Below are 26,618 nucleotides of genomic sequence, written 5' to 3'. Positions count from 1 at the left end.
ACCGTGACGGTGGTTGGCGCCTGGGTCCCCTTCCCTTCGCATTGCTGACGCAATGCTCAGCCGGGGATGACAACGGTGCTTTGCCCTCCCCCTTCCGCCGTCGTACAACCCGCTCAGAACCAGCCTCCAAGGACACCCCATGCCCGTCTACCGCGCGCCGCTCGACGACTACCGCTTCGTCCTCAACGACCTGCTCGAGATCGACAAGCAGCGCGACCTGCCCGGCTTCGCCGACCTTTCCCCCGATTTGGTCGAGGACATCCTGACCAACGCCGGCAAGTTCTGCGAGGAGGTGCTCCACCCCCTCAACCAATCCGGCGACGAAGAGGGCGCGCATTTCGAGAACGGCGTGGTGCGCACGCCCAAAGGCTTCAAGGAAGCCTACAAGGCCTATAGCGAGGCCGGCTGGGGCGGGCTGATGGCACCGGCCGAATATGGCGGCGCCGGCATGCCGACCACCATCACCATGGCGGTCGCCGAGATGGCGATGAGCGCCAACCAGTCCTTCGCGATGTATCCCGGCCTCACCGGCGCCGCCTATGGCGCGCTGCTCGCGACCGGCCTGCCCTGGCAGAAGGAGCATGTCGCCAAACGCATGATCAGCGGCGAATGGTGCGGCACGATGTGCCTGACCGAGCCGAACTGCGGCACCGATTTGCGCCTGATGAAGACCAGGGCGGTCGAGCAGCCCGACGGCACCTACAAGCTCACCGGCACCAAGATCTTCATCTCCGGCGGCGACCACGACCTGACCGACAACATCATCCACATGGTGATCGCCAAGATTCCGGACGAGAACGGCCAGATCCACGACGACCTCTCGACCGTCAATTTCTTCATGGTGCCGAAGTTCATCGTCGCCGAGGACGGCACGGTCGGCGCGCGCAACGGCGTCACCACCGGCGGCATCGAAAAGAAGATGGGCATCAAGGCGCAGGCGACCTGCGTGCTCAATTTCGACGAAGCGACGGCCTGGCGCCTCGGTCCCAAGCCCCTGCCCACCAAGCCCGGTGAAAAGCGCTCGGCGTCCGCCGGCATGGCCGGCATGTTCGGCATGATGAACGGCGCGCGCCTCGGCGTCGGCATCCAGGGCATCGCGATCGGCGAGATCGCCTACCAGAACGGCTACCAATACGCCCATGAGCGCCGCGTCGGCCACGCGCTGACCGGCCCGAAGGAGCCCGACAAGTCCGCCGATCTGGAGATCGTCCATCCCGACGTCAAGCGCATGCTGCTGCACAGTCGTTCCTTCGTCGAAGGCGCCCGCGCGCTCGCGATGTGGACCACTCTCAACATGGCGGTGGCACGCTCCAGCCGGCCCGACGCCGAACAGGCCGGCCTCCTCGCCGATCTGATGACGCCGGTCCTCAAGGCCTTCTGCACCGACATGGGCTTCGAGGCCGCGAATCTCGGCATGCAGGTCTATGGCGGTCACGGCTATATCCGCGACAACGGCGTCGAGCAGTTCGTGCGCGATGGCCGCATCAATCAGACCTATGAAGGCGCCAACGGCGTCCAAGCGATGGACCTGGTGGGCCGCAAGCTCGGCCGCAAGGGCGGCGCCGCGCCTTTCGCGCTGTTTGGTCAGATCAATGCCTGGCTCACCGAGAACGAAGCCGACGCCGCGATGGCGCAATACGTCAAAGCCATCAAGCGCGGCCTCGAGAATCTGCAGAACGCCACGCTATGGCTGGCGCAGAACGGCCTAGCCAACCCCAACAACGCCGGCGCGGGCGCCGCCGACTATCTTCGCATGATGGGCATCGTGGTGACCGGCTGGATGTGGGGGCGGATGGCGAAGGTCGCGCAAGCCAAGCTGGCGGGCGGCCAGGGCGACGCCGCGTTCTACAAGGCCAAGCTCACGAGCGCGAAATACTGGATGGAACGGCTCATCCCGGAATGCCCGATGCTGCTGGAGCGCATCCAGGCGGGGGCAGAGACGGTGATGGAGTTCGAGTAACGCCGAAAAGCGTCCGCACCGCAAACACCGTTGTCATCCCCGGCGAGCCGTGCGCAGCGCGGCGAGGGAAGGGGACCCAGGCGCCCACCACCGTCACAATATTTGCCGCCTGTATCCCCTTCCCGCGCACCGCCACGCGGTGCTCGCCGGGGACGACAACGGGTTTTGATTTCGACAGCGGAAATGTCCTCACCCCATCCCCCAGCGATGCGCCGCCTCCGCCCGCGCGACATGCGCCTCGCCCACTCGCGCGCCCAGCATCGAGGCCAGGGCGCCCTCCAGCCGGGGGTGCTGAAACGCGAAACCGCTCGCCAGCGCCGCCACCGGCAGCACGCGCTGGCCACCCAATAACAGTTCTTTCGCAAAATCCCCGCCGACCATCCGCAGCGGCCAGGCGGGCAGCGGCATCACGGCGGGCCGGCCCAGCGCGGCGCCCAGGGCGCGGCCGAAGTCGCGGTTGCGCACCGGCTCCGGCGCCGTCGCGTTCACCGGACCCGCGAGCCCGGGCGTCGCCACGGCGTGCGCGATCAGCCGCACCAGATCGTCGCGCGCGATCCAGCTCATCCATTGCGCCCCCGAGCCCACCGGCCCGCCCGCCCCGAATTCGAACGGCAGCAGCAGCCGCGCCAGCAAGCCGCCCTCGGTCCCCAGCACCAGCCCGATGCGCAAAGCCACCACCCGCACGCCCAGCGCGCCGATGCGCGCCGCCTCGCGCTCCACCGCGGCGCAGCTCGCATGGCTGAAGCAGTCCGCCGGCGCGGCGTCCTCGCCCAACATCTCGTCGCCGCGGAGGCCATACCAGCCCACCGCCGAGGCCGCGACGAACACCTCCGGTCGCGTCTCCAGCCGCGCGATCAGCCTGGCGAGCGCGCCTGTCATCGCCGTCCGCGACTCGATGATCGCGTGCCGCCGGCGCGCCGTCCAAAGCCCGCCGCTCACCGCCTCGCCCGCGAGGTTGACGATCGCGTCGATCCGCGTGCCGCCGTCGATCTGCTCGAGATCGGTGATCAGGCGGAAGGGCGGGCGCAGCGCTGTCGCCTTGGCCGCATCGCGCGTCAGCACGATCACGTCATGCCCCGCCGCACTCAATCCTTCCACCAGCCGCGAGCCGACGAAGCCCGTCGCTCCCGTAACCAGAATTGTGCGGTGCCGCGGCAGTGCCATCACCAGCGCGCCCGCCGGCTTGGGCGCCAGCCGCGCCACGCGTGCCGACGCGAACAGGTCGCGCATCCCGAACAGCGCCACGCCCAGCGCCGCGCCCGCCGCGAGCCAGCTCCACCATCCGTGATAGGCCGCCACGACCTCGGTGTCTGCCGCCGCCCAGCCAAGCAGCACCGGAACGAGCAGCATCAGGATCGCTCCGTAATTGAGCGCCAGCAGCGTATGCGTCACCCGCTCCGTCGCCGGCAGCTTGCGCGTCAAATCCTCCTCGACGAAATCCCACAGCGTGATGACGAGCTCGACGCCCAGCACCGCGATCGCCGCCGCCGCCACCGCGCCATGCACCTCCGCCCAACCCAGCGCCACGAACAGCGCCGCGTACAAAAGGTTGCGCACGCCATGCAGCTTGAGCTCGCGCCGCTGCGACGGCCGCCACGCCAGCCGCTCCGTCATCTCGTGATGATAAAGCGTGTCGAACGCGCCCAGCGCGATCTGCATGGCGATCAGGCTCCAGAGGAGATTGGTGATCATGGCGTTGCCTCGTTGAAAATGGCGGCCTGATGGATGATGGCGCCGAACAGCGGATGGACGATGTCGAGCGCGAACAGGAAGCGCCCTTCGCCCAGTTCGGCATGGGTGACGGTGAGATCGCCGGGCACCGCCCAGCGCGGCAGCGTCAGGCGCATACGCCCAAGCGCCAGGAAATACCCGGCGCTGCGGAATTTGAGCACGCCGTCCTCTACCGCGACGCGCAGCGCCATGCCGATACCGCGCCCGACATGCTCTTCGAGGCCGGTCGGCCCGGCGAAGCGCTTGGCGGAATGGATCACTTGGGGAAAGCCGCCGCGCCGCGCATACAGCCGCGTCCACACCTGGCCGCCGCTCGCGCGGTCCTCGGTCACGGTGACGACCGCCGGCACGCCGATATCCGCCCCCAGTGGCAGCGGCCCGCCGATCAGCCGCGCGGCTTGCGCGAACACCCGCCCCATGCGTGTGATCCTTGTACGGACCACTTCGCCGACATAGACGACGCTGTCGCCCGCGCTCAGGCGCTTGGAGAACCGCCGCCGCACCGGCGCCGGCAGCGCGTCCCAGTCGGCGCGCGGCAGCAGCGTCCGGAAGCGCAGGTCTTCGAGAACGGGCTGCGGCGCCACCACATCGAACGCGTCGTCGAGCCGGACCGACCGCAGCATGCCGCTCTCCCTTAAATGACCCGTTTTCGCATGGGCAGTAAGCTGACGATCTTCGCGCCCATGCGGATCAGCATCATCAGCGTCGGGCGGGGCACTTTGGTCATCTGGTCGTACCAGCCGGTCATCGTGCGGGTGAAATCGAGCATCGCGGCCAGCCGCTCGGCGGCGACGCGATCAAGCTTGGGGTCGGATTTGGCGTCGGCGACGCAGGCTTCCAGTGCCGCGACGGCGGGATCGAGCTCGCGCTCCTTGCGCCCCTGCGCGATCTTGGCGGCGATCGACCAGACGTCGGCATCGGCCTCGAAATGATCGCGCCGGTCGCCCAGCACCGGCACCCGCCGGATCAGCCCCCAGCCCTGCAGCTCGCGGATCGAGTTCGACACGTTGGACCGCGCCATCCCCAGCGTCTCCGCGATCGCTTCCGCAGTCAGCGGCCTGTCCGAAAGATAGAGCAGCGCATGGATCTGGCTGACCGAGCGGTTGACCCCCCACTGCCCGCCCATGTCGCCCCATTGCAGGACGAAGCGCCGGACCGCGGCAGGCAGGGCGTTCATATCGGTAATTTCTGTCATGACAGAAATATCGGATGCCGGAGGCGGAAAGTCAAGGACCGACCAGCATCTCGCGACGGTTCAAACCACCGCTGTCATCCCCGGCCGAACGCCGCGCAGCAGCGTGAGGGGAAGGGGACCCAGGTCGGAAACGCCGTCACGGCGGTTGGCACCTGGGTCCCCTTCCCCTCGCACTCGCTTTACTCGTGCTCGGCCGGGGATGACAGTGGGAGCTTCATGTTTTGCTTTGTGCCGGTTCGAGCAGGCGCATGGCGACAGCGTATGCGCGAAACGGAGCGGGAGAGGTTGTCAGTCCCCATGCCCCGCAAAGAAATCGAGCATCCCGCGCGGCGCATCCGGCGCGAACGCCATCTCGAGCCCGGCGGCGGACTCCACCGCCTTCTCCTCCGCCCGCGGGAACATCGCCGCCTCATACGCCGCGAAGGCGCTTTCGATGTCGCCGGGCCGCGCCAGGATCTCCCGCGCCAGGTCCGCGCCGTCGATCATCGCGAGGTTGACGCCCTCGCCCGCGAAGGGCGACATCAGATGCGCCGCGTCGCCCACCAGCGTGACGCCCGGCACGCGCGGCCAGCGATGCCCGACGGCCAGCACCCAGACCGGCCGCGGCTGCAGCGCGCCGTCGCTCTGCGCCAGCAGCGCGCGGAAGTCGGGATGCCAGTCGGCGAAATGCGCCCGCAGCATCTCGCGCGTGATCGTCTGCTCACACCATTCGGCCGGCACCTGCAGCGCGGCATAGATGCAGAGCTCGTTGCCGGGCTCGCGATGCCCGAGGATTCCGCGCCCGTCGGACAGCGCCATCATCATCCCGCTACCAACCAGCGCCGCCGCGACGGGATGCTTGGCGTCGGCATCGCGATAGCGCAGTTCGACCGCGCTCAGCCCCGCATAGATCGGGGCCGCGTCCGATACGAGCGACCGGACCTTCGACCACGCGCCGTCGGCGCCGACCAGCACATCCGTCTCCGCCGCGCTGCCGTCCGCGAAGGACAGGCGGAATCCGCCTTCGTCCGTCCGCGCCACGCCGGTTACCCGCGCGTTCCAGCGCACCATGCCCGGCGGCAGCGACGCCAGGAACAGGTCGCGCAACGCGCCGCGCTCGACCTCCGGCCGCGCCCCGTTGCCGGGATGGCTCAGCCGCACCGCGCCGGTCTTGTCCAGGATGCGCAGGGCGTCGCCCTGCTCCAGCACCAGCCTCTCGAAGCCCTCGGACAGGCCGGCCGCCCGCAGCGCCGCCTGCCCGGTATCCTCATGGATATCCAGCATCCCGCCTTGGTGCCGCGCGGTCGGCGAGGGATCGGCATCATAGACCACGGCGTCGACGCCGCCCCGGTGCAGCACCCGCGCCAGAGTAAGGCCACCCATCCCTGCGCCGACAATCGTGATCATGCGTGTTCCCCAAGCCAAAACCGCGCCGGCGCGAAGCCGACGCCGCCATACTGACCTTTGGCGCAGGCCTTCTGAAACAAGGGGCCCCGCCGAATTTATTTCGCGCCACTTATCCCCCCGCCTCTCCGTCGCCGCGACGGGCGAATCGCCCTCACCTCCGCGGCGCGGCGCGCCCACCGCGTCCTCGCCTTCGACACAGCACCGTCACATCTCCCGGTCATTGATCGACCTCCATCCGGACCGGAGTCCCCGCATGCGCCGCTTGCTTCTATCCGCCGCCCTGCTTCTGGCGCCGACCGCGCCCGCCGCGGCCCAGCCGGTCCTGATGATCTCGATCGACGGCCTGCGTCCGGGCGACGTGACGGATGCGGACAAGCGCGGCCTCAAGCTGCCAAATTTGCGCGCCGTCATGGCCGGCGGCGCCTGGGCGAGCGGCGTGCGCAACATGTTGCCCACCGTGACCTATCCCAACCACACGACGCTGATCACCGGAGCCGCGCCGGCCGTGCACGGTATCTCGAACAACGTCGTCTTCGATCCGCTGCAGAAGAACCTGGAGGGCTGGTACTGGTACGCCGCCGACATCAAGGTCGGCACGCTGTGGGACGCCGTGCACAAGGCGGGCGGCAAGACGGCGAGTCTGGGCTGGCCGGTCAGCGTCGGCACGCGATCCATCGACTTCGACATCCCGGAATATTGGCGGGCCTGGACGCCGGAGGACCTCAAGCTGATCCGCGCACTCTCGACCGACGGCTTGCTGGATGCGCTGGCGCGCGACAGCGGCCTGCCCGCGGCGCAATTGCCCGGCACCGAGCCGGAGAACGACGCGACCCGCGCCGCCTATACCGCCGCGCTCCTTGCGCGCGAACGCCCGCAATTCACGACGCTGCATCTCGCCGCGCTCGATCATTACGAGCACAAATTCGGCCCCGGCTCGCCCGAGGCGAATGCGATCCTGGAGGAGACCGACGCGACGGTCGGCAGCCTGGTCGCCGCCGCGCGCAAGGCCGAGCCGGATCTGGTCGTCGCGATCGTCTCCGACCACGGCTTCGCGCCGGTGCAGCATGACGTGAACCTGATCGCCGCCTTCATCGACGCCGGCCTCGTGACCCTCGACCCCGCGACGCACAAGGTCGCGGGCTGGGAGGCGTCGCCCTGGACCGCGGGCGGCTCGGCGGCCGTGGTGCTGGCGCGCCCCGACGATGCGGCGCTGAAGGCCAAGGTCGCCGCGCTGCTCGCCAGGCTCGCGGCCGATCCCGCCAACGGCATCGCCGCGGTGATCGACGCGCCGGCCATCGCCGCGCTGGGCGGCGGCACGGAGCCGAGCTTCTGGGTCGATTTCCATCCCGGCTGGGAGGCCGCGAACAGGCCGGGCGCCGCGCTACTGCTGCCCGGCAGCAACAAGGGCACGCATGGCTATTTCCCGGCCCATCCCGAGATGCGCGCGACCTTCCTGATCGACGGTCCGGGGCTCGCGAAGACAGGCGCTCTGGGCGAGATCGACATGCGCGACATCGCGCCGACCCTGGCGAAGATTCTGGGCGTCGCCCTGCCGCAGGCGACGGGCAGGCCGCTGTTCTGAGAAGCGGCACGCAAGGGGACTCAGACGTCCGAAAGACCGTTGTGCCGGATCTGGTCCAGTTCCGCCGCGCTGAACAAACCGCAGCGGCGGAGCGCGAGGAATTCCTCCGACACGCCGTTGCCGAAGATCAGCGCATCGTCGGAGGCGACGGTGACGATCACGCCGGCGTCGAACAGCTTGCGGATCGGATGCCTCCCAAGATTCTCGACCCGTCCCAGGAGCAAGTTGGAGGTCGGACAGATGTTCAGCCGGATGCCATTGTCGGCGAGAAACCGCATGACGGCCGGATCGTCCGCCGCCGCGATGCCGTGCTGCACCTCGTCGAGGTCGAGCCGTTCGACCGCGTGTTGCACGTCGCGTGCCGTGCCCCACTCGCCGACATGCGCCTTCAGCCGCAGGCCAGCGGCCTTCGCCTTGGCGTAGAGCGGTACGAAGCGCTCGATCGGCTGGACCAGCTCGTCGCCCGACAGGTCGAAGGTCTGGTAGAACCCGAGTTCCAGGAACGGCGAGAGCCAGCGGTCGAGCGCGGCGATGCTGCAATGGCGAGACATCGAAAGCTGCGGCAGCCACGCCACCTCCGGCGCGGTCGCGCGATGGCAGGCGATCTGCCGGTCTCTGATGTCGGCGGCCGACGCGAAGCCTTGCGTGATCGCCCAGACATCGATGCCCAGTTCGATACGGCGGATGCCGTCGGCCTTTGCCTGCTCCAGCGCCGCTTCCATGCTGAACAGCATGCCGTCGGCGCCCTTGAAGAGATCGCCGATATGCGCGGCGAACCACGCATGCATCGCGCCCATCGAGTCCAGCGGCACAGCGACCGGCGCGATGTCGCGTCCGGTGCGGCTGCGGATGAAGGCGCGGTTGCCGCCGCCGGCGCAGTGCATGTGCAGGTCGGCTTTAGGACATGCGCGGATCGCGGCGAGATCGCCGGCTTCGAGCGCGTCCGTGAACGCGCTCACGCCGCGACCGCCAGCTTCGCGAGCTGGCCCATCAGGTTCTTGATGCCGTTCATCCGCGATTCCGGCGACGGCCAGTCGCGCGTCACCACGACCTTCTGGTCCGGCCGCACCTTCATGGTGCCGGCATGCGCGCTGATCAGCTTCACCAGCGCCAGTGGGTTGGGGAACTGGCCGCCGCGGAAGGCGATCGTGCCGCCCTTCGGCCCCGCATCGATCTTCTCGACCAGCGCGATGCGGCAAAGCTGCTTGATCGCCACGATGTCGAGCAGGTGCTTGACCTCGTCCGGCAGCGCTCCGAAGCGGTCGATCAGCTCGGCGGCGAAGCGGTCGATGTCCTCGCGGCTCTCGATCCCCGCCAGGCGGCGATAGAGCGCCATGCGGACATTGAGGTCGGCGACATAGGTTTCCGGGATCAGCACCGCGGCGCCGATATTGATCGTCGGCGACCACTGGTCGGCGATCTCCGCCGCACCGTCACCGATGCGCATCTGCGCCACGGCATCTTCCAGCATCTCCTGGTAGAGCTCGATGCCGACCTCGCGGACATGGCCCGACTGCTCCTCGCCGAGCAGGTTGCCGGCGCCGCGGATATCCATGTCGTGGCTCGCGACCGAGAATCCGGCGCCGAGCTGGTCGAGCGACTGCAGCACTTCGAGCCGCCGCGCCGCGGTGTCGGTCAATTTCCGGTCCGCCGGCGTCGTCAGATAGGCATAGGCGCGCTGCTTGGCCCGCCCGATGCGGCCGCGCAGCTGATAGAGCTGCGACAGGCCGAACATGTCGGCGCGGTGCACGATCATCGTGTTGGCGGTCGGGATGTCGAGGCCGCTTTCGACGATATTGGTGGAGATCAGCACGTCGACCTTGCGCTCGTAGAACGCCGTCATCACCTCTTCGAGGACATGGGCGGACATCTGGCCGTGCCCGACCGCGACCTTGACCTCCGGCACCGTCGCCTTGAGGAACTCCTCCGCCTCGCGCAGGTCGGCGATGCGCGGCGCGACATAGAAGCTCTGCCCGCCGCGATAATGCTCGCGCAGCAGAGCCTCGCGGATCACCAGCGGATCGAACGGCGTCACGAAGGTGCGCACCGCGAGCCGGTCGATCGGCGGCGTGGTGATCAGCGACAGGTCGCGCACGCCGGACAGCGCCAGCTGCAAGGTGCGCGGGATCGGCGTCGCGGTCAGCGTCAGCACATGCACGTCGGCCTTCAGCGATTTGAGCTGTTCCTTGTGCGTCACGCCGAAATGCTGCTCCTCGTCGACGATGACGAGACCGAGGTTGTGGAACTGGATGGTCTTGGCGAGCAGCGCATGGGTGCCCACGACGATGTCGACCTTGCCGTCCGCCAGCTCGGCCTTGGTCTGTTTGGCCTCCTTGGCGTCGACGAAGCGCGAGAGCTGTCGCACCATGACCGGGAAGCCCTTGAAGCGCTCGAAGAAGTTGCGGAAATGCTGCCGTGCCAGCAGCGTGGTCGGCACTACGACCGCAACCTGCTGCCCGCTCATCGCGATCGCGAAGGCGGCGCGCAGCGCGACCTCGGTCTTGCCGAAGCCGACATCGCCGCACACCAGCCGGTCCATCGGCCGGCCCTTGGCGAAGTCCTCCATCGTGTCGGCGATGGCCTTCTCCTGGTCCTCGGTCTCCTGCCAGGGAAAGCGGGCGCAGAACTCGTCATAGAGCCCGGACGGCGGATCGACCGGCTCCAGCGTCTTGAGCTCGCGCGCCGCCGCGATGCGCATCAACTCGGCGGCGATCTCGCGCACCCGCTCCTTGGCGCGCGCCTTGCGCTGCTGCCAGCCGGCGCCGCCCAGCCGGTCGAGCTGGGCATTGCCTTCCTCCGCGCCATAGCGCGTCAGCAGCTCGATGTTCTCGACCGGCAGGAAGAGCTTGCCGCCGTCGTATTGCAGTTCCAGGCAATCATGCGGCGCGCCCAGCGCGTCGATGGTCTTGAGGCCCAGATAGCGCGCCACGCCATGCTCGATATGCGTGACCAGGTCGCCCGGCGCCAGGCTCGATGCTTCCTGCAGGAAGTTCTGCGCCCGCCGCGCCCGCGTCTGCGCCCGCACCATGCGGTCGCCCAGGATGTCCTGTTCGGAGAGGATCGCGAAATCCGGCGCCTCGAAGCCGCGCTCCGCGCCCAGCACCGCGATGCCGACCGCATCGCCATGCAGCTTGCGCGCATCCGGCCAGTTCGCCACCGCGCGGATCGCCGGCACGCCGTGATCCGACAGCACGCCGCCCATGCGCTCCGACGATCCGGCGCTCCACGACGCGACGACGACGCGCTTGCCGGCCTTCTGCAGCGCCGCGATGTGCTCCGCCGCCGCTTCGAAGACATTGACCTTGCCGGCCGCGCGCTCGGGCTGAAAGTCGCGTCCCTGGCGGCCGCCGGCATCGACCGACCTGGTCGACTCCGGCGCCTGGAAGGGCGACAGGTCGCGCACATTGTGCCTGGCCAGCGCGGCCGTCCACTCGGCATCGATGAGATAGAGCGTCGCGGGTTTCAGCGGCTTGTAGGGCGGCGCCTTGATGGTCTGCTTCTCGTCCGGCTTGGGCCGGCGGAACTGCTCGCGGGTCTCGAAATAGTCCTTCACCAGCTCGAGACGCGCGGTCTTGCTCTCTTCCGTTTCGTGTCCGAGCAGGATGAGGGCGCGCGGCACGAAGTCGAAGAACGTGTCGAGCCGCTCATAGAACAGCGGCAGCCAATGCTCCATGCCGGGATGCTTGCGTCCGGCACTGACGCTTTCGTAGAGCGGATCGTCGTCGTGCGCCGGGCCGAACGCTGCGACATAGCCGGCGCGGAACCGGCTGATCTCGTCCTTGCCGAGCGGCACTTCGCTGGCCGGCAGCAATTCGATCTCGCCGATCTGGTCCGACGAGAGCTGCGTCTCGGCGTCGAAGCGGCGGATCGCTTCGAGCTCTTCGCCGAAGAAGTCGAGCCGCAGGGGCTGCGCGATCCCCGGCGGCCACAGATCGACGATCCCGCCGCGCAAGGCGAAGTCGCCCGGCTCGCGCACCGTGCTGGCGCGCACATAGCCGTTGCCCGACAGGAACGCGACCATGCGCTCGCGGTCGACCGCATGCCCGGCGCGCGCGAAGAAGCTCGCCTGCGCGATCCAGTCCCTGGGCGGGACGCGCTGCAGCACGGCGTTCACCGTGGTGACCACCAGCGCGGTGCGCGGCCCGTCGTCGCGCGCCAGCGCCGCCAGCGTCGCCAGCCGCGTGCTCTCGATGTCCGGCTTGGGCGAGACGCGGTCGTAAGGCAGGCAGTCCCAGGCGGGGAAGGACAGCACGCTGAGCGCCGGCGCGAAGAACGTCGCCGCCTCGACCACCGCGGCGGCATGCACGTCGTCCGACGCGACGAACACGACCACGCTCTGCATCCGCTGTGCCGCCTCGACGGCCAGCCACGCATCGTATCCCGATGGCGCGCCGGTGACGGCGAACCGCCCCGGCTGTTTGGCGATGTAGTCTACACGTTCCATTTGGGCTCTTTGCGGCTGCAGACGGCTTTCAGCCGGCCGAACAGCGGCGTGTCGAATTCCGGCGGAGGCTCGATATGACCGCGCAGCCAGGCATAGACTTCCTGGTCGGGCGCGATCAGCAACGCCTCGAACTGATCGAGTTCGGCTTCGGACATGCCGGCCAGCTCCTCGGCCGCGAAGACGCCGAAGATCAGGTCGACCTCCTTGAAGCCCCGGCGCTGAGCCCGGAACAAAAGCCGTTTGCGGCGGGCCCCGAAAGACCCACCGTTTTCCGCATCCGTCATGGGGCCGATATAGCATGCGTTCCGTTGAGAACAACCGCCCGCGACCATATTGTTTTCCGCACCATGCGCCCCGCGATTCTCTTTCCCCTCTTCGCCGAAATCCGCACCCTTGGCGGGGTCGGGCCCAAGCTGGAAAAGCTCATCTCGGGCCTCGCGGGGCCGCGCCTGGTCGATCTGGTCTTCTTTCCGCCGGTCGGCCTGATCGACCGCTCCTATCGTCCGAAACTCGCGCAGGCGGAACTGGGCCGCATCGCCACCGTTGCCGTGAACGTCCTGAGCCACCAGCCGGCCCGCGACCGGCGCCAGCCCTATCGCGTGATCTGCTCCGACGATACCTCGCTGCTCGAACTCACCTTCTTCCATGCCCATGCCGACTATCTGAACAAGCAGCTGCCGGTGGGCAGCCGCCGCATCGTCAGCGGCAAGATCGAGCGCTTCCGCGACACGTTGCAGATGACGCATCCCGACCATATCGTCGCGCCCGAGGACGAAGGCGGCCTGCCGCTGCACGAGCCGGTCTATGCGCTGACCGAAGGCCTGACGCTCAAGCCGCTCACCAAGGCGATCCGCGGCGCCATCGAGAAAGTTCCGGCGCTGCCCGAGTGGGACGACCCCGCCTTCCTCAAGCAGCGTGGATGGCGCCCGTTCCATGACAGCCTCGCAGCCCTGCACGCGCCGCAAGGCCAAGCCGAACTCGGTCTCGAGACGCCGGCCCGCCTGCGCCTCGCCTATGACGAGTTGCTGGCCAACCAGCTCGCGCTTCTCCTGATCCGCCGCCAGATGCGCCAGGCGAAGAAGGGCCGTGCGCTGCAAGGCGATGGCCGGCTGAAGGCCAGAGCCATCGCCGCCCTGCCCTTCGCGCTCACCGAGCCTCAGCTCGCGGCGCTGGCCGAGATCGAGGCCGATATCGCCGCGCCCACCCGCATGCTGCGCCTGCTGCAAGGCGACGTCGGTGCCGGCAAGACCATCGTCGCCTTCCTGGCGCTGCTCAATGCCGTCGAGGCAGGGGCGCAGGGCGCGTTGATGGCACCGACGGAGCTTCTCGCGCGCCAGCACATGGCGTCGCTCGAACCCTATGCCAAGGCGACCGGCGTACGCCTCGGCCTTCTCACCGGCCGCGAGCGTTCGAGCCGCGAGACGACGCTGGCCGCGCTCGCAAGAGGCGAGATCGACATCCTGGTGGGCACGCATGCGCTGTTCTCGGAGGACGTTGCCTTCGCCGATCTCGGCCTCGCGGTGATCGACGAGCAGCACCGCTTCGGCGTGCACCAGCGCATGCTGTTGCAGGGCAAGGGGGGCCGGCCGGCCGACGTGCTGGTGATGACCGCGACGCCCATTCCACGGACCTTGGCGTTGACCGCCTATGGCGACATGGACGTCTCGCGTCTGACCGGCCGCCCGCCCGGACGCAAACCTGTCGAGACCAGGACGATCTCCGCCGAACGTCTCGACGAGGTGATCGAGCATCTGCGCAAGGCCACCGCGAATGGCGCACGCGCCTATTGGGTGTGCCCGCTGGTCGAGGAGTCCGAGAAGCTGGATCTTGCCGCCGCCGAAGAGCGTGCCGCGATGCTCAAGCGTGTGCTCGGCACGAAGATCGGCCTTGTGCACGGCAAGATGAAAGGCGTCGAGCGCGACGCGGCGATGGCGAAGTTCAAGGCTGGGGAGACCTCGATCCTCGTCGCTACGACCGTGATCGAGGTCGGCGTAGATGTGCCCGAGGCGACCATCATGGTCGTGGAGCATGCCGAGCGTTTCGGGCTCGCCCAGCTCCATCAATTGCGCGGCCGGGTCGGGCGCGGTGCCGGCCGTTCGAGCTGTCTGCTGATCTATCACGGTCCGCTGGGCGAAACGGCCAAGGCGCGCCTCAAGACGATGCGCGAGACCGATGACGGCTTCGTGATCGCGGAGGAGGATTTGCGCCTGCGCGGCGCCGGCGAACTGCTCGGCACGCGCCAGAGCGGGATGCCGGAATTCCGCCTGGCCGATCTTACGGTGCACGCCGACCTGCTCGCCGTGGCACGGGACGATGCGCAGCTCGTCCTGGCCCGCGACCCCGATCTGCAGAGCGAGCGCGGCCAGCACCTGCGCACCCTGCTCTATCTGTTCGGCCGCGACGAGGCGGTCCGCTACCTGCGCGCCGGCTAGAACCGGTATTTGAGCCCCAAGCCGACCGCCAGGCCGTCGTCGTCGTGATCGCTGTAAACGCCCCACGCACCGGAGCGATGATAAAGTCGGATCACGCCGTCCCAGGACGATGTCCGCGACAACGCCACCGCATATTCCATGCCGATATAATTCAGGAACCTCACCCGCGCGGCCGGATAGACGACGGAGTGATAGCCTATGGACGTGTGGGGCGGATCGAACGCATAGGACGGACCGTCATAGACCGAAAAGCGCGTGCCCTTGATCCCAAACGGCGCGTTGGCCTGGAAGCCGAGGCCGAGTGCGACACTCGTGTTGCGATGGCCGAACCAGTACTGCGTGACTTGCGCTTCCGCCGCGAGCGAGATGCCTGCGCCCAGATAGGTGAGCCGGGCGTCGCCCGCGACCCCCAGCATCGCGCCGGTCGCCTCGAACCGGCCCGAGGTGAATACCGCACCGAAGAACTTGGTGGTCGAAGGCCCGAAATAGACCGTGACGGACCACGGCTTATAGGGCGCGGCGGCGGCCGCCGCCGGCCAGGAGACCGCCAGCACAAGGAACAGCAACCGGCGCGCAAACGCGCCGTCACGGCGAACCTGAACCATAGAGATGACCACCCTGCGGTGCAGGGAAACTATAGCACGGTGCCGGCGGCGGTTGCAGGTTCCGCAACGGTATCGTGTAGGATTCGGCCATGACAGATTTTGTTCCCGCTTTGCAAAGCGCCCTCCAGGGGGCCCTTCCCGGCGCGCGCCTCCAAGCAATGACGCGGCTCTCGGGCGGCGCGAGCCAGGAGACCTGGTCGTTCGACGCCGTGACGGACGCCGGCACGATTCCGCTGATCCTCCGCCGCACGCCGGGCGGCGCGCCGCGCGTCGCGAGCGAAACATCGACCGCCGTTCCACTGGAGACCGAAGCCGTCGCCATCGAAGCCTCGCGCGCTGCCGGCGTGCGCGCGCCGCGCGTGCGCTATGTCCTTCGGGAGCAGGACGCCATCGGCCAGGGCTATGTGATGGACCGTCTTTCCGGCGAGACCATCGCGCGCAAGATACTCCGCGACAAGGAATTCGACGCGGTGCGCGGCGACCTCGCGCGGCAATGCGGCGAAGTGCTGGCGCGCATCCATGCCGTAGAGCTGACGCCGGCGCTGCGCGCTGCACTCCCTGCGGTCGACGGCCCGACACAGCTGCGTCGCTACCGCGATACCTACGATCTTTATGACTATCCCCATCCCGTCTTCGAGATGGCGTTCAAATGGCTGGAGCCGCGCATGGCCGGCGCCCAGCGCCAGACGCTGGTGCATGGCGATTTCCGGCACGGAAACCTGTTGATCTCACCCCAGGGCGTGGAAGCGGCGCTCGACTGGGAACTGACGCATATCGGCGACCCGCTGGAAGATATCGGATGGATCTGCACCAACTCCTGGCGTTTCGGCGTTCAGGAGAAAGTCGTGGGCGGCTTCGGCGATCTCGCCGATCTTCTTGCAGGCTACGAAGCCGCGGGCGGCGGACATGTCAGCGAGGAAGACGCGCGCACCTGGATCGTCTACGGCTCGCTCAAATGGGGCGTGATGTGCATGAGCATGTACCAGGGCTTCGTGCGCGACCGCTCGGTGGAGCGTGCCGCCATCGGCCGGCGCTCTTCGGAGAACGAGATCGACCTGGTCAACCTGATCATCCGGGGAAAGCTCTGAGCATGATGGATCAACCTTCCATCCTCGAACTCGTCACGGCGGTGCGCGACTTCCTGGAGCAGCGTGCCATGCCCGAACTGAAGGGCCACACGGCTTTCCATGCCCGCGTCGCCGCCAATGCGCTCGGCATCGTGGCTCGGGAATTGGAATATGGCGGCGGCGCCGGCGAGGCGGAGCGCGCCCGCCTTGTCGGACTGCTCGGCCATGACGGCCGGCTGGAGGCGCTGAACCGCGAATTGTGCGCCGCGATCCGGGAAGGGCGCCTCGACCTCGAAACGCCGGGCCTCGCCGACCATCTTGCGCTCACGACCCGCGACAAGGTCGCGATCGATCAGCCCGGCTATGGCGGGTTGAGACGCTATCTGGCCGATTGAACGATCGGCGCTTCCGCCTCCCGCATGGGCAGCCCAAGCCGGGTCAGCGTCACGGCCAGGACGACCAGGGCTTCGGCCCAGGCCGCGCCCGCGCCGATCCAGCCCGGCGCCTGCCGCTGCGGATAGAATAGAAACAACACGCTGTCGGCCTTCAACGCCGCCAGGATGTATGGCACCAGCACGTATAGCGCGAACAAGACGGTCAGCGCCGCCACGTCGCCGCGTCGCCGGGTCGATGCGGTTTGCAGCAGGACGAACAAGGCAACGTCGCGCGTGACAAAGCCCATGGCGGCAACGATCAGCGGCTGCCCTTCCCGCGCCGCCAGGGGATCGCGCAACAACCAGAGCGACAGCGCCGCCGCGACCGCGAAGGTCGCGCCATAGCTCATCATCCAGGCTTGCGCACCCGCAAGCAGGCCGCCGATCCTGCCGCCGCGCAACTGCGCCAGCATCCACCGGTAGTGCACGCGGTCCTTCGGTTCGAGAAGCACCATAAGATAGGTCAAGATGCCGAAGGCCGTTCCCGCCAGCAGCAGCCGAAGCCCCACGGCGTCCCATGCGGTCATTTTGGGCGACAGCCATGCGTCGAAGCCGGCGACGTAGACGCCCATGAACAGCAGGAACGCCAACCAAACCAGCGGCCCGTTGCGCAGCTTGAGCTCTCGCCGCATCTCGCGATAGCAACCCGCCAGAGTCCAGGCCGAGAAGATGGCGAGCGAAACCAGCAGGAAGACGCGCGCATCAACGGCCGTGCCCCACCAGGGAATGGTATCGATGACGGCCACGTGTTCGAGGACGGACGTGACGGGATCCGCCACCTCCCACACGCGGAACACAGCCAATGCCGCCGCGAGGCCTGCCAGCTGGTAAACGAACATCCCGAACCGGGAATGGTTGTGCCGCCGCGCGACCGCAACCAGGCTTGCCAGAAGCGCCGCCGCCTGGGCGATGACGCCGATGCCGATGAAATAGCAGAGCTCGATCACCGCCGTCACCGCGCCATGGCGCTCCAAGACAGCGGCGAGGACGAAAACAAGACAGATCACGCCGCCGAACCAATTGTAGACCGTGGCGCCGAACAGCTTGCCCCACATCATCATGCCCGCGCCGAGCGACGACAGGCGCTGGCCGTCCCAGGTCCGGTCGCGAATCTCCCCCACGACGGCCAGTGCCGCGCTCCGCGTACCCCAGACCACGACGATGACGTAATAGAGCACGAGTGCGACCTCCGACGGAGCCCATTCTCCACCCGTCAAGGCCGCGGCAAAGAAAAGCAACGCAAGCAGGACGACCATCAGCGCGACGCGGCGCGTCGTCATTTCAAGCCAGAGATTGCGCGTAAATTCGGGATTCATGCACCCACCCGCGCGAAATAGGCATCTTCCAACGCCTTGCCGGTCTCGGCGAAGCTCGCCACGTCGAAGCCGGCACCGATCAGATCCCGCAGCAGCTTCGCTCGCGCTCCAGCATTGCGTGTAAAGATGAAGACGGCCCTGGTCTGGTCGGCCTCGACGACGTCCGCACCCTTGGCGGCGAGAAAATCCCGCAAGTCGGCGCGCGCCGTCGCCAGCTCGATCAGGTAGCGGGGCCGGGCGTCGTCGCGCACCTTGATCGCCTTGCCGCCAGCGATCCGTCCGTTCTCGATGATGATCATCTCCGAGCAATAATCCTCCAGCTCGGCAAGGATGTGGGACGAGACGACCAGCGTCATGCCCCGATCGCGCAACGCGATCAAAAGCGTCGACAAGTCGCGCCGCGCTTGCGGATCGAGGCCTGCGGCCGGCTCGTCCAGCAGCAGCACTTTGGGTTCATGCACGATGGCTTGGCCGATCGCGAGGCGCTGGCGCAGGCCACGCGACAGCTCTCCCGCCCGGGACTCGAGCCGGTCCAGCAAGCCGACCCGGCCGGCGGCCGTCTGCACCGCCGCGGACGTCAGCGCCGACGCGATGCCGTGCGAACGCGCGGCATAGGTCAGGCAGCGGCGGACGGTCAGATCGTCATAGAGACCGTAGAAATCCGGCAGATAGCCGAGCTTGGCGTGGATTTCGCGGGGGCTCTCGACCGTATCGAGGCCGTCGATTCGCACCCGTCCCGAATAGGGGTCGTCGAGCGCGGCCAGGCAACGCAGCAAGGTCGTCTTGCCGGCTCCGTTTGGCCCGACCAAGGCCGTGATGGTTTGCTCCGAAACGGTGAGCGACACACCCTTCAGGGCCCGCGTGGCGGGATACTCATAGACAAGGTCTTCGACTTCGATCATCTGCCGGGATTGGGACGCGACGCAGCTATCATATCGGCCTCCGATGTGACGGAATAGCGGCATGACTCGAAAGAACAGCGTCGCACGGCTGGGGCTGGGGACCGTCCAGTTCGGGCAAGCTTACGGCGTTTCCAACGCGCGCGGCCGGGTGCCGCCGGGAGAGGTGGCGGCGATCCTCACCCGCGCGGCAGCAGCGGGCATGCGGACGCTGGACACGGCGGCAGGATATGGCGCGGCCGAGGCCGTGTTGGGCGACTTGGCAGCGTTGACCGCGCCGTTCCGTATCGTCACCAAGACGATCGGCCTTGCGAATGGCCTCGACGGCGTCGTCGCCCGTGCCCGCCGGTCCGCCACGACGTTGAAACGGCGGCCTGTCGATTTCCTGCTGGTGCATTCGGCGCGCGACCTGCTGGGCGATGATGGCGATGGCCTGTGGCGCGCTCTTCTGGATTTGCGCGAGGAGGGGCTGTTCGGGAGGATCGGGATTTCCGCCTATGCCGCCGACGACCCGGCGGCACTGGCACGCCGCTTTCGGCCCGACGCCATGCAAATACCGCTAAGCCTGCTCGACCAGCGGCTCGTGCAGACCGGCGCACTGGCCGAGATCAAGGATTTGGGCGTCGACGTCCACGCCCGTTCGCTGTTCCTGCAGGGGCTGTTGTTTCTTCCCGAGGACAAGCTTCCGCCCAGGCTGCGCCCGGCCGCGCCGCATCTGCATCGACTGCGAGAGACGATGCGGGAAGCCGGAACGACTCCGCTGGCCGCGGCCTTGGCGTTCGTGCTCGATCGGCCGGAGGTCGATATCGCCATTGTCGGCGTCACCACGCCTGCCGAGCTCGATGAAATCCTCGAGGCCGCCGCGGCACCCGCGCCGCAACTGGACTGGCCGGCATGCGCGCTCGCCGACGACGTCGTGCTGACGCCGTCGGCTTGGTAAGGCTAGAGGCTTCTCAACTCGCGCAGCACATCGGCCACGCGCGCCACGTCGGATCGCTCCATCGCAGGAAACATCGGAAGCGTGAGGATTTCGCGGTATGTCGCTTCGGCCACGGGACACAAGCCCGGTTCATAGCCCCGCGCACGATAGAAGCTGTGGAGGTAGACCGGTGCGTAATGCACGTTCGCGCCGATGCCGCGCGACCGCAAATGCGCAAACGCCTTCGCCCGGTCGATCGGCAATTTCGTCAAATCCAGGCGCACGACGTAAAGGTGATAGGCATGCTTTCGGTCCGAGTGGACGCCTAGTGGCCCGACATGATCCAGGTCCGCCAGCATCTCGGCGTACCATCCCGCAACGGCGCGGCGCCGCGCGACCCATTGCGGCAAGCGGCTCAGCTGCGCCAAGCCCAAGGCGCATTGCACGTCGGGCAGCCGGTAGTTGTAGCCCAGCTCGACCATGTCATAGGCGAAGGTCCCCTCGCTCTCGCGCTTGCGATGATCGCTGTCGATCCCATGGTTGCGGAAGCGGCGCATATGAGCGGCCAACGACGGATCGTCCGTCAGCGTCATGCCGCCTTCGCAGGTGGTCAGGTGCTTGACGGGATGGAAGGAAAAACAGCTTACGTCTGCGAGCGTCCCGACTGGGCGCCCCTTGTAGGTCGCGCCGGGCGCATGACAGGCATCGGCAACCAGCGCGATGTTCCTGCCTTTCGTCAGCGTCCGCAAGGCGTCGTAGTCCGCCGGCTGTCCGCCATAGTCGACCGCAACGATGGCTTTGGTCCGGGGCGTGATGAGCGCGGCCACACGTGCAGGATCGATCAGAAGCGTGTCGGCTTCCACGTCGCAGAAGACGGGCGTGGCGCCTTCGTAGACGGCAGCATTGGCCGATGCGGCAAAGGTGATCGCCGGCACGATGACCTCGTCGCCCGGACCAACCTTGAGCGCGCGCATCGCGGCATGCAGGGCGGCCGTGCCGCTGTTCACGGCGACGCCTTCGGCGGCGCCGCAGAAGCCCGCGAATGCCCTTTCGAATTGCCCGACTCGCGGACCGGTCGTCAGCCAGTCCGACGCAAGGGCTTCGACGACGGCCTTTATGTCGGCATCGCCGATCTCCTGCCGCCCGTAGGGCAGGAAATTCCGTGCCTGAACCGGAGCGTCGCGATCAGGCATAGGCCATCTGCAGAAGGGTCTGGAGACCGCGGGCGTCGAGCGCTTCGGGATTGGTATCGCTCGAATAGGAGAAGCCTTCAGGCACCGGTACGGCGCCCCGCGCCAGATAGGCCTCGCGCGCGGCCGTGGCGAAGCTCGCCAGGATGACATAGCGGTCGTTCATGTCGACAGTCCAGTGCGCGTCGTCCGCCGGGATCATCGTCTCGTGCAGCTTTTCGCCCGGACGGATGCCGACGATATGCTGCGCCAGCTTCGGGCTGATCAAGGTCGCGAGATCGGTGATCGTGGTCGAGGCGATCTTCGGCACATAGATTTCACCGCCGCGCATCAGTTCCATGCTGGAGAGCACGAAATTCACACCCTGCGTCAGGGTGATCCAGAAGCGCGTCATGCGCGGGTCGGTGATCGGCAGGCTGTCAGCCCCGTCCGCCATGAGCTTGCGGAAGAACGGCACGACCGAGCCGCGCGATCCGAACACATTGCCGTAGCGCACGACGGAGAACTTGGTGCCGTCATGGCCCGACAGGTTGTTGGCGGCGACGAATATCTTGTCCGAGGCGAGCTTCGACGCGCCATAGAGGTTGACGGGATTGGCGGCCTTGTCGGTGGAGAGCGCGATGACCTTCTTCACATTGCGGCGGAGCGCGGCATAGACGATATTCTCCGCCCCGAATACGTTGGTTCGAATGCACTCGAAGGGATTGTATTCCGCGGCCGGAACCTGCTTCAGCGCAGCGGCGTGGATGATGTAGTCGACGTCGCGAAGGGCCAGATCGAGGCGGTCGCGGTCGCGGACATCGCCGATGAAGTAGCGGATGAACGGGTATTGCGTCATGGGGAATTCGAGCTGCATGTCGGACTGCTTGAGCTCGTCGCGGGAATAGATGATGACGCGGCGCGGCTTGTAGCGGGCGACGACGGTCTTGAGGAAATGCTTGCCGAAAGAGCCTGTCCCGCCGGTCACCAGGATCGACTTGTCGTTGAGATCGAGCCAAGGTTGGCTGAAGTCCCGGAACGAGGCGGGCGGCAAGGCAGGTGTCGCGGGCTCATCCGGCAGCGGAGCCGGGATGCGCGCCAGGGCGACGGCGGGTTTGCTCATGGCAAGGGGTCCTTTCGACCGTGCCAGTCTTCTCCGAACGTCCTTAACAACTGGTTCCAGGACCATTCGAATTGTTGTCATTCAGTCCGGGAGACAACTGTGATAGCGGTTGGTCCCGAGATTCCTGCGGTTAGCAAAAGGTAAATCATGCGCATTGCGATGATCGGCACGGGCTATGTCGGCCTCGTCTCCGGGGCCTGCCTCTCCGAATTCGGCCACGACGTCGTCTGCGTCGACAAGATCGCCGAGAAGATCGCGGCGCTGCGCCGCGGGGTAATTCCGATCTTCGAGCCCGGGCTCGATCAGGTTGTCGACACCAACGTCAAAGCGGGGCGGCTGACCTTCGAGACCGATATCGCGGCGGCGACGCGCGGCGCGGATGCGGTATTCATCGCCGTCGGCACGCCGAGCCGGCGCGGCGATGGCGACGCGGACTTGCAATATGTCTATGCCGCGGCCGAGGAGATCGGTGCCGCGCTGGACGGCTATACGGTCGTCGTGACGAAATCCACGGTTCCGGTCGGAACGAGCCGGAGGGTCGAGGAGATCATCCGCCGCGCGAATCCGGGGGCGGCGTTCGACATGGCATCGAACCCCGAATTCCTTCGCGAAGGATCGGCGATCGAGGATTTCCGGCGGCCCGATCGTGTCGTCGTCGGCTGTGACACCGACCGCGCCCGGCAGGTCATGCGGGAAATCTACCGTCCGCTCTACCTGCACGAGACGCCGATCGTCTTCACCAGCCGCGAGAGCTCCGAGCTGATCAAATACGCCGCCAACGCCTTCCTCGCCACCAAGATCACCTTCATCAACGAAATGGCGAGCCTGTGCGAAAAGGTCGGCGCCGATGTCCAGGACGTGGCGCGCGGCATCGGTCTCGACGGCCGCATCGGCGGCAAATTCCTGCATGCCGGCCCCGGCTTCGGCGGTTCCTGCTTCCCGAAGGACACGCTCGCCCTGCGCAAGACCGCGCAGGACGCCGGTGCACCGACCCGGCTGGTCGAAGCGGTCGTCGCGGTGAACGATGCGCGCAAGATCGCGATGGCCGAGAAGATCGAGGAGGCTTTCGGCGGCGTGGCGGGCAAGACCATCGCGATCCTCGGCCTGACCTTCAAACCCAACACCGACGACATGCGCGACGCACCCAGCCTGGTGATCGTGCCGCACCTCCAGGAGAAGGGCGCGATCATCCGCGCGTTCGATCCGCAGGGCGCCAAGGAGACCCGCAAGCTGCTCAACATCGAGCTCTGCAAGGACTCCTATGACGCGCTGGAGGGCGCGGACGGCGTCGCGATCCTGACGGAGTGGAACGAATTCCGCGCCCTGGACATCGCGCGCGTGAAGGCGCTTCTGAAGCAGCCTTTGATGGTCGATCTGCGCAACATCTACAACCCGCAGCAGATGGCGGCGGCGGGTTTCACCTATGTGAGCGTCGGGCGCGCGACGGTCCGGCCCCAGGCTGCAGCGCCCCCCGCCGGCTAAGCCGCTCCGCCTTCGGGCGAAAGGAAGCCGCGCTCACGCAGATAGGCGACGATGTTCGCCGCATGGGTCGCCGCGTCGGCATTCACGGTTTCGATCCGCAATTCGGGATCCTCCGGCACTTCATAGGGGCTGCTGATGCCCGTGAAGTTCTTGATCTCGCCGGCCTGGGCCTTCAGGTAAAGTCCTTTCGGATCGCGCTGCATGCAGACCTCGATCGGCGTGTCGACGAAAACCTCGATGAACTCGCCGCCGCCGACCAGTTCGCGCGCCATCCGCCGCTCCGAACGGAAGGGCGAGATGAACGAGACCAGGACGATCAGGCCGGCATCGACGAACAACCTCGCCGCCTCGCCGACGCGGCGGATGTTCTCCACGCGGTCCGCATCGGTGAAGCCGAGGTCGCGATTGAGGCCATGACGGACATTGTCGCCGTCCAGCAGGTAGGTGTGGCGCCCTTCGGCATAGAGCGCGCGCTCCACGAGATTTGCGATCGTCGACTTGCCGGAGCCTGAGAGGCCCGTGAACCACAGGACCGCCGGCTTCTGGTTCTTCTGCGCGCCGCGCGACCGCTTGTCGACGTCGAGCGCCTGCCAGTGGACATTGGTCGCGCGCCTGAGGCCGAAATCGACCATGCCCGCGCCGACCGTCGCGTTGGTGAAGCGATCGATCAGGATGAAGCCGCCCATGTCGCGGTTCTCGCGGTAGGGATCGACGGCGATCGGCTGCGAGGTCGAGAAGTTTCCATACCCGACTTCGTTGAGCTGCAGCGTCTTGGCGGCGTGCTGGTCCAGCGTGTTGACGTCGATCTTATGCTTGAGCGCCGTGATCTGGACCGGCACGGTCGAGGTGGCGAGCTTGAGGAGATATTGCCGTCCCGGCAGCAATTCGTCCTCGGCCATCCACAGCAGGTGCGCGGCGAATTGATCGGTCACGTCGGGCCGCGAGGTCGGCGCGGTCAGTACGTCGCCGCGCGAAACGTCCACCTCGTCCGACAGCATCAGCGTCACGGCGGCGCCGGCCGCCGCCTCCGCAAGGTCGCCGTCCATCGTCACGATGCGTCGCACGGTGCTGGTGCGGCCGGATTTCGCGACGGCCACAGCATCGCCGACCTTGATCAGTCCACTTGCGATCGTGCCGGAAAAGCCTCGGAAATCGAGGTTTGGACGGTTCACCCACTGCACCGGAAACCGGAACGGACGCTCAGCCAGCGCCGTGTCGACGTCGACCGTCTCCAGATGCTCGAGCAGCGCCGGACCCGTGTACCACGGCGTGCTGTCGCTCCTGGCAATGACGTTGTCGCCGAAGCGCGCCGAGATCGGAATCGCCGCGACGGTGAGGAATCCGAGCCTCTCGGAGAATGTCGAGAACTCGTGCACGATGGCGTCGAACGTGGCCTGCGAGAAGCCGACCAGATCGATCTTGTTGACCGCCAGCACGACGTGACGGATGCCCAGCAGCGACGCGATATAGGCGTGGCGCCGCGTCTGCACCAGCACGCCCTTGCGCGCATCGATCAAGATGACCGCCAGCTCGGAGTTCGATGCGCCGGTCGCCATGTTGCGGGTATACTGTTCGTGTCCCGGCGTGTCGGCGACGATGAACTTCCGCTTGTCGGTCGCGAAGAAGCGGTAGGCGACGTCGATGGTGATGCCCTGTTCGCGCTCGGCCTCCAGCCCGTCGACCAGCAGCGCAAAGTCGATATCGTCGCCGGTGGTGCCGTGCTTCTTCGAATCCTTTTCGAGCGTCGCCAGATGGTCCTCGAACAGCAGCTTGGAATCGTAAAGCAGACGGCCGATCAGCGTGGACTTGCCGTCGTCGACGCTGCCGCAGGTCAGGAAGCGCAGGAGCGATTTCTTCTCCTGCGCCGCGAGGAACGCGTGCAGGTCTGTGGGCGCGTTCATCAGAAGTAGCCCTCTTTCTTCTTCTTCTCCATCGACGACTTCTCGTCGGCGTCGATCAGGCGGCCCTGGCGCTCCGAGGTGCGCGCAGTGAACATCTCGCTGACGATGCCTTCGAGGCTGTCGGCATCGGAGTCGATGGCCCCGGTCAGCGGATAGCAGCCCAGGGTGCGAAACCGCACCAGACGGTCTTCGATCGCCTCGCCCGGCTTCAACTTCATCCGGTCGTCGTCGACCATGATGAGCGTGCCGTCACGCTCCACGACCGGGCGCGTCTTGGCGAAGTAGAGCGGCACGATCGGGATGTTCTCGGCCAGGATGTATTGCCAGATGTCGAGCTCGGTCCAGTTCGACAGCGGAAAGACGCGGATGCTCTCGCCCTTGTTGATGCGCGTGTTGTAGACGCGCCAGAGCTCCGGCCGCTGGTTCTTCGGATCCCAGGCGTGATTGGCGCTGCGGAACGAGAAGACGCGTTCCTTGGCCCGCGATTTCTCTTCATCGCGGCGCGCGCCGCCGAAAGCGGCATCGAAGCCGTATTGGTCGAGCGCCTGCTTCAATCCTTCGGTCTTCATCACCTGCGTGTGCAGTGCGGAGCCGGAAGCGAACGGATTGATGCCGCGCTTCACGCCGTCTTCGTTGACATGGACCAGCAGTTTGAGACCGAGACGCTGCACGGTCTCGTCGCGAAACTTGATCATCTCGCGGAATTTCCATGTCGTGTCGACATGGAGGAGCGGAAAGGGCGGCTTGGCGGGGAAAAACGCCTTCATCGCCAGATGCAGCATCACCGACGAATCCTTGCCGATGGAATAGAGCATCACCGGATTGGCGAACTCGGCGGCCACTTCGCGGATGATGTGGATGCTCTCGGCTTCCAGGCGCCGCAGGTGAGAAATAACAGGCAATTCGGTGGACAAAATTGCGGACCCCAAGAAGATACTGTGAAATAGGCCGGGCCGCGGCGCGTTGCAAGGGA

The 26,618-nt window shown here is 67.0% G+C and carries 21 protein-coding genes; 7 read left to right on the top strand and 14 right to left on the bottom strand.

The window, feature by feature from the left end; translation table 11 throughout:
• Positions 1-139 precede the first annotated feature (139 nt).
• Positions 140-1,960 carry an acyl-CoA dehydrogenase C-terminal domain-containing protein gene (locus WDM91_22095; protein MEI9997304.1) on the top strand — a complete coding sequence of 607 codons (1,821 nt, stop codon included), beginning with the start codon at positions 140-142 and terminating at the stop codon, positions 1,958-1,960.
• A gap of 189 nt (positions 1,961-2,149) precedes the next feature.
• On the opposite strand, the gene WDM91_22090 is transcribed toward WDM91_22095, so the two are convergent.
• From WDM91_22090 to WDM91_22075, 4 genes are all read right to left on the bottom strand, one after another.
• A complete protein-coding gene (locus WDM91_22090; GenBank protein ID MEI9997303.1) occupies positions 2,150-3,652 on the bottom strand; it encodes a TIGR01777 family oxidoreductase in 1,503 nt (500 codons plus the stop codon).
• The gene (locus WDM91_22085; GenBank protein ID MEI9997302.1) at positions 3,649-4,314 is read right to left on the bottom strand and encodes a DUF4166 domain-containing protein; all 666 of its coding nucleotides are present in this window, start codon (positions 4,312-4,314) and stop codon (positions 3,649-3,651) included. The genes WDM91_22090 and WDM91_22085 overlap by 4 nt, the downstream gene beginning before the upstream one ends.
• Before the next feature lie 11 nt (positions 4,315-4,325).
• Entirely contained in the window at positions 4,326-4,868 is a 543-nt protein-coding gene (locus WDM91_22080; GenBank protein MEI9997301.1) for a MarR family transcriptional regulator, read from the bottom strand.
• A 306-nt stretch (positions 4,869-5,174) separates the two neighbouring features.
• Positions 5,175-6,272 carry an NAD(P)/FAD-dependent oxidoreductase gene (locus WDM91_22075; protein MEI9997300.1) on the bottom strand — a complete coding sequence of 366 codons (1,098 nt, stop codon included), beginning with the start codon at positions 6,270-6,272 and terminating at the stop codon, positions 5,175-5,177.
• A 253-nt stretch (positions 6,273-6,525) separates the two neighbouring features.
• Between WDM91_22075 and WDM91_22070 the strand changes: the two genes are divergently transcribed.
• The gene (locus tag WDM91_22070) at positions 6,526-7,854 is read left to right on the top strand and encodes an ectonucleotide pyrophosphatase/phosphodiesterase (protein ID MEI9997299.1); all 1,329 of its coding nucleotides are present in this window, start codon (positions 6,526-6,528) and stop codon (positions 7,852-7,854) included.
• 20 nt (positions 7,855-7,874) lie between these two features.
• Here WDM91_22070 and WDM91_22065 read toward each other — a convergent pair whose 3' ends face one another.
• The 3 genes from WDM91_22065 to WDM91_22055 are packed head-to-tail and all read right to left on the bottom strand — an operon-like array spanning position 7,875 to position 12,582.
• Positions 7,875-8,813: a hypothetical protein gene (locus WDM91_22065; protein MEI9997298.1), complete on the bottom strand. Its 939-nt coding sequence runs from the start codon at positions 8,811-8,813 to the stop codon at positions 7,875-7,877.
• Complete coding sequence (mfd, locus tag WDM91_22060) at positions 8,810-12,298, bottom strand: transcription-repair coupling factor (GenBank protein MEI9997297.1); 3,489 nt, start codon at positions 12,296-12,298, stop codon at positions 8,810-8,812. The genes WDM91_22065 and mfd overlap by 4 nt, the downstream gene beginning before the upstream one ends.
• Complete coding sequence (locus tag WDM91_22055) at positions 12,286-12,582, bottom strand: succinate dehydrogenase assembly factor 2 (GenBank protein MEI9997296.1); 297 nt, start codon at positions 12,580-12,582, stop codon at positions 12,286-12,288. The genes mfd and WDM91_22055 overlap by 13 nt, the downstream gene beginning before the upstream one ends.
• Before the next feature lie 63 nt (positions 12,583-12,645).
• Between WDM91_22055 and recG the strand changes: the two genes are divergently transcribed.
• Complete coding sequence (recG, locus tag WDM91_22050; GenBank protein ID MEI9997295.1) at positions 12,646-14,730, top strand: ATP-dependent DNA helicase RecG; 2,085 nt, start codon at positions 12,646-12,648, stop codon at positions 14,728-14,730.
• On the opposite strand, the gene WDM91_22045 is transcribed toward recG, so the two are convergent.
• Positions 14,727-15,335 carry a hypothetical protein gene (locus WDM91_22045; protein ID MEI9997294.1) on the bottom strand — a complete coding sequence of 203 codons (609 nt, stop codon included), beginning with the start codon at positions 15,333-15,335 and terminating at the stop codon, positions 14,727-14,729. The two genes, recG and WDM91_22045, sit on opposite strands and share 4 nt — an antisense overlap.
• 89 nt (positions 15,336-15,424) lie before the next feature.
• Between WDM91_22045 and WDM91_22040 the strand changes: the two genes are divergently transcribed.
• Both WDM91_22040 and WDM91_22035 read left to right on the top strand, forming a co-directional pair.
• Positions 15,425-16,423 carry a phosphotransferase family protein gene (locus WDM91_22040; GenBank protein ID MEI9997293.1) on the top strand — a complete coding sequence of 333 codons (999 nt, stop codon included), beginning with the start codon at positions 15,425-15,427 and terminating at the stop codon, positions 16,421-16,423.
• Between the two features lie 2 nt (positions 16,424-16,425).
• Positions 16,426-16,797: a DUF6285 domain-containing protein gene (locus tag WDM91_22035; GenBank protein ID MEI9997292.1), complete on the top strand. Its 372-nt coding sequence runs from the start codon at positions 16,426-16,428 to the stop codon at positions 16,795-16,797.
• On the opposite strand, the gene WDM91_22030 is transcribed toward WDM91_22035, so the two are convergent.
• Together WDM91_22030 and WDM91_22025 are read right to left on the bottom strand one after the other, a co-directional pair.
• Positions 16,782-18,152, bottom strand: coding sequence for a hypothetical protein (locus WDM91_22030; GenBank protein ID MEI9997291.1), 1,371 nt, complete (start codon positions 18,150-18,152; stop codon positions 16,782-16,784). The genes WDM91_22035 and WDM91_22030 overlap by 16 nt on opposite strands.
• Positions 18,149-19,054 (bottom strand): ABC transporter ATP-binding protein, encoded by a 906-nt coding sequence (locus WDM91_22025; protein MEI9997290.1) that lies wholly within the window; start codon positions 19,052-19,054, stop codon positions 18,149-18,151. Before WDM91_22025 ends, WDM91_22030 begins: the two co-directional genes overlap by 4 nt.
• A gap of 61 nt (positions 19,055-19,115) precedes the next feature.
• Here WDM91_22025 and WDM91_22020 point away from each other — a divergent pair, with 61 nt between their 5' ends.
• Positions 19,116-19,991, top strand: coding sequence for an aldo/keto reductase (locus WDM91_22020; protein ID MEI9997289.1), 876 nt, complete (start codon positions 19,116-19,118; stop codon positions 19,989-19,991).
• A 2-nt stretch (positions 19,992-19,993) separates the two neighbouring features.
• Here WDM91_22020 and pseC read toward each other — a convergent pair whose 3' ends face one another.
• Together pseC and pseB are read right to left on the bottom strand one after the other, a co-directional pair.
• The gene (pseC, locus tag WDM91_22015; protein ID MEI9997288.1) at positions 19,994-21,163 is read right to left on the bottom strand and encodes a UDP-4-amino-4,6-dideoxy-N-acetyl-beta-L-altrosamine transaminase; all 1,170 of its coding nucleotides are present in this window, start codon (positions 21,161-21,163) and stop codon (positions 19,994-19,996) included.
• Positions 21,156-22,262, bottom strand: coding sequence for a UDP-N-acetylglucosamine 4,6-dehydratase (inverting) (gene pseB, locus WDM91_22010; GenBank protein ID MEI9997287.1), 1,107 nt, complete (start codon positions 22,260-22,262; stop codon positions 21,156-21,158). The genes pseC and pseB overlap by 8 nt, the downstream gene beginning before the upstream one ends.
• 147 nt (positions 22,263-22,409) lie before the next feature.
• On the opposite strand from pseB, the gene WDM91_22005 reads away from it, so the two are divergent.
• Positions 22,410-23,744, top strand: a complete 1,335-nt coding sequence (locus tag WDM91_22005; GenBank protein MEI9997286.1) for a UDP-glucose/GDP-mannose dehydrogenase family protein — start codon at positions 22,410-22,412, stop codon at positions 23,742-23,744.
• Here WDM91_22005 and cysN read toward each other — a convergent pair.
• Together cysN and cysD are read right to left on the bottom strand one after the other, a co-directional pair.
• A complete protein-coding gene (gene cysN, locus WDM91_22000) occupies positions 23,741-25,645 on the bottom strand; it encodes a sulfate adenylyltransferase subunit CysN (GenBank protein MEI9997285.1) in 1,905 nt (634 codons plus the stop codon). The two genes, WDM91_22005 and cysN, sit on opposite strands and share 4 nt — an antisense overlap.
• Positions 25,645-26,559, bottom strand: coding sequence for a sulfate adenylyltransferase subunit CysD (gene cysD / locus WDM91_21995; protein MEI9997284.1), 915 nt, complete (start codon positions 26,557-26,559; stop codon positions 25,645-25,647). Before cysD ends, cysN begins: the two co-directional genes overlap by 1 nt.
• Positions 26,560-26,618: the final 59 nt, after the last annotated feature.

Origin of the sequence: Rhizomicrobium sp. (assembly GCA_037200385.1) — a bacterium.
Classification (GTDB): Bacteria; Pseudomonadota; Alphaproteobacteria; order Micropepsales; family Micropepsaceae; genus Rhizomicrobium.
Note: the sequence above shows the minus strand (reverse complement) of the source record. Positions and strands in the feature narration are given on the sequence as shown.

What these genes read in the sequence shown, in the direction of transcription:
- WDM91_22095 (MEI9997304.1), top strand. Translation starts at nt 140, where the DNA reads ATGCCCGTCTACCGCGCGCCGCTCGACGACTACCGCTTCGTCCTCAAC.
- WDM91_22090 (MEI9997303.1), bottom strand. Translation starts at nt 3,652, where the DNA reads ATGATCACCAATCTCCTCTGGAGCCTGATCGCCATGCAGATCGCGCTG.
- WDM91_22085 (MEI9997302.1), bottom strand. Translation starts at nt 4,314, where the DNA reads ATGCTGCGGTCGGTCCGGCTCGACGACGCGTTCGATGTGGTGGCGCCG.
- WDM91_22080 (MEI9997301.1), bottom strand. Translation starts at nt 4,868, where the DNA reads ATGAACGCCCTGCCTGCCGCGGTCCGGCGCTTCGTCCTGCAATGGGGC.
- WDM91_22075 (MEI9997300.1), bottom strand. Translation starts at nt 6,272, where the DNA reads ATGATCACGATTGTCGGCGCAGGGATGGGTGGCCTTACTCTGGCGCGG.
- WDM91_22070 (MEI9997299.1), top strand. Translation starts at nt 6,526, where the DNA reads ATGCGCCGCTTGCTTCTATCCGCCGCCCTGCTTCTGGCGCCGACCGCG.
- mfd (MEI9997297.1), bottom strand. Translation starts at nt 12,298, where the DNA reads ATGGAACGTGTAGACTACATCGCCAAACAGCCGGGGCGGTTCGCCGTC.
- WDM91_22055 (MEI9997296.1), bottom strand. Translation starts at nt 12,582, where the DNA reads ATGACGGATGCGGAAAACGGTGGGTCTTTCGGGGCCCGCCGCAAACGG.
- recG (MEI9997295.1), top strand. Translation starts at nt 12,646, where the DNA reads ATGCGCCCCGCGATTCTCTTTCCCCTCTTCGCCGAAATCCGCACCCTT.
- WDM91_22045 (MEI9997294.1), bottom strand. Translation starts at nt 15,335, where the DNA reads ATGGTTCAGGTTCGCCGTGACGGCGCGTTTGCGCGCCGGTTGCTGTTC.
- WDM91_22040 (MEI9997293.1), top strand. Translation starts at nt 15,425, where the DNA reads ATGACAGATTTTGTTCCCGCTTTGCAAAGCGCCCTCCAGGGGGCCCTT.
- WDM91_22035 (MEI9997292.1), top strand. Translation starts at nt 16,426, where the DNA reads ATGATGGATCAACCTTCCATCCTCGAACTCGTCACGGCGGTGCGCGAC.
- WDM91_22030 (MEI9997291.1), bottom strand. Translation starts at nt 18,152, where the DNA reads ATGAATCCCGAATTTACGCGCAATCTCTGGCTTGAAATGACGACGCGC.
- WDM91_22025 (MEI9997290.1), bottom strand. Translation starts at nt 19,054, where the DNA reads ATGATCGAAGTCGAAGACCTTGTCTATGAGTATCCCGCCACGCGGGCC.
- WDM91_22020 (MEI9997289.1), top strand. Translation starts at nt 19,116, where the DNA reads ATGACTCGAAAGAACAGCGTCGCACGGCTGGGGCTGGGGACCGTCCAG.
- pseC (MEI9997288.1), bottom strand. Translation starts at nt 21,163, where the DNA reads ATGCCTGATCGCGACGCTCCGGTTCAGGCACGGAATTTCCTGCCCTAC.
- pseB (MEI9997287.1), bottom strand. Translation starts at nt 22,262, where the DNA reads ATGAGCAAACCCGCCGTCGCCCTGGCGCGCATCCCGGCTCCGCTGCCG.
- WDM91_22005 (MEI9997286.1), top strand. Translation starts at nt 22,410, where the DNA reads ATGCGCATTGCGATGATCGGCACGGGCTATGTCGGCCTCGTCTCCGGG.
- cysN (MEI9997285.1), bottom strand. Translation starts at nt 25,645, where the DNA reads ATGAACGCGCCCACAGACCTGCACGCGTTCCTCGCGGCGCAGGAGAAG.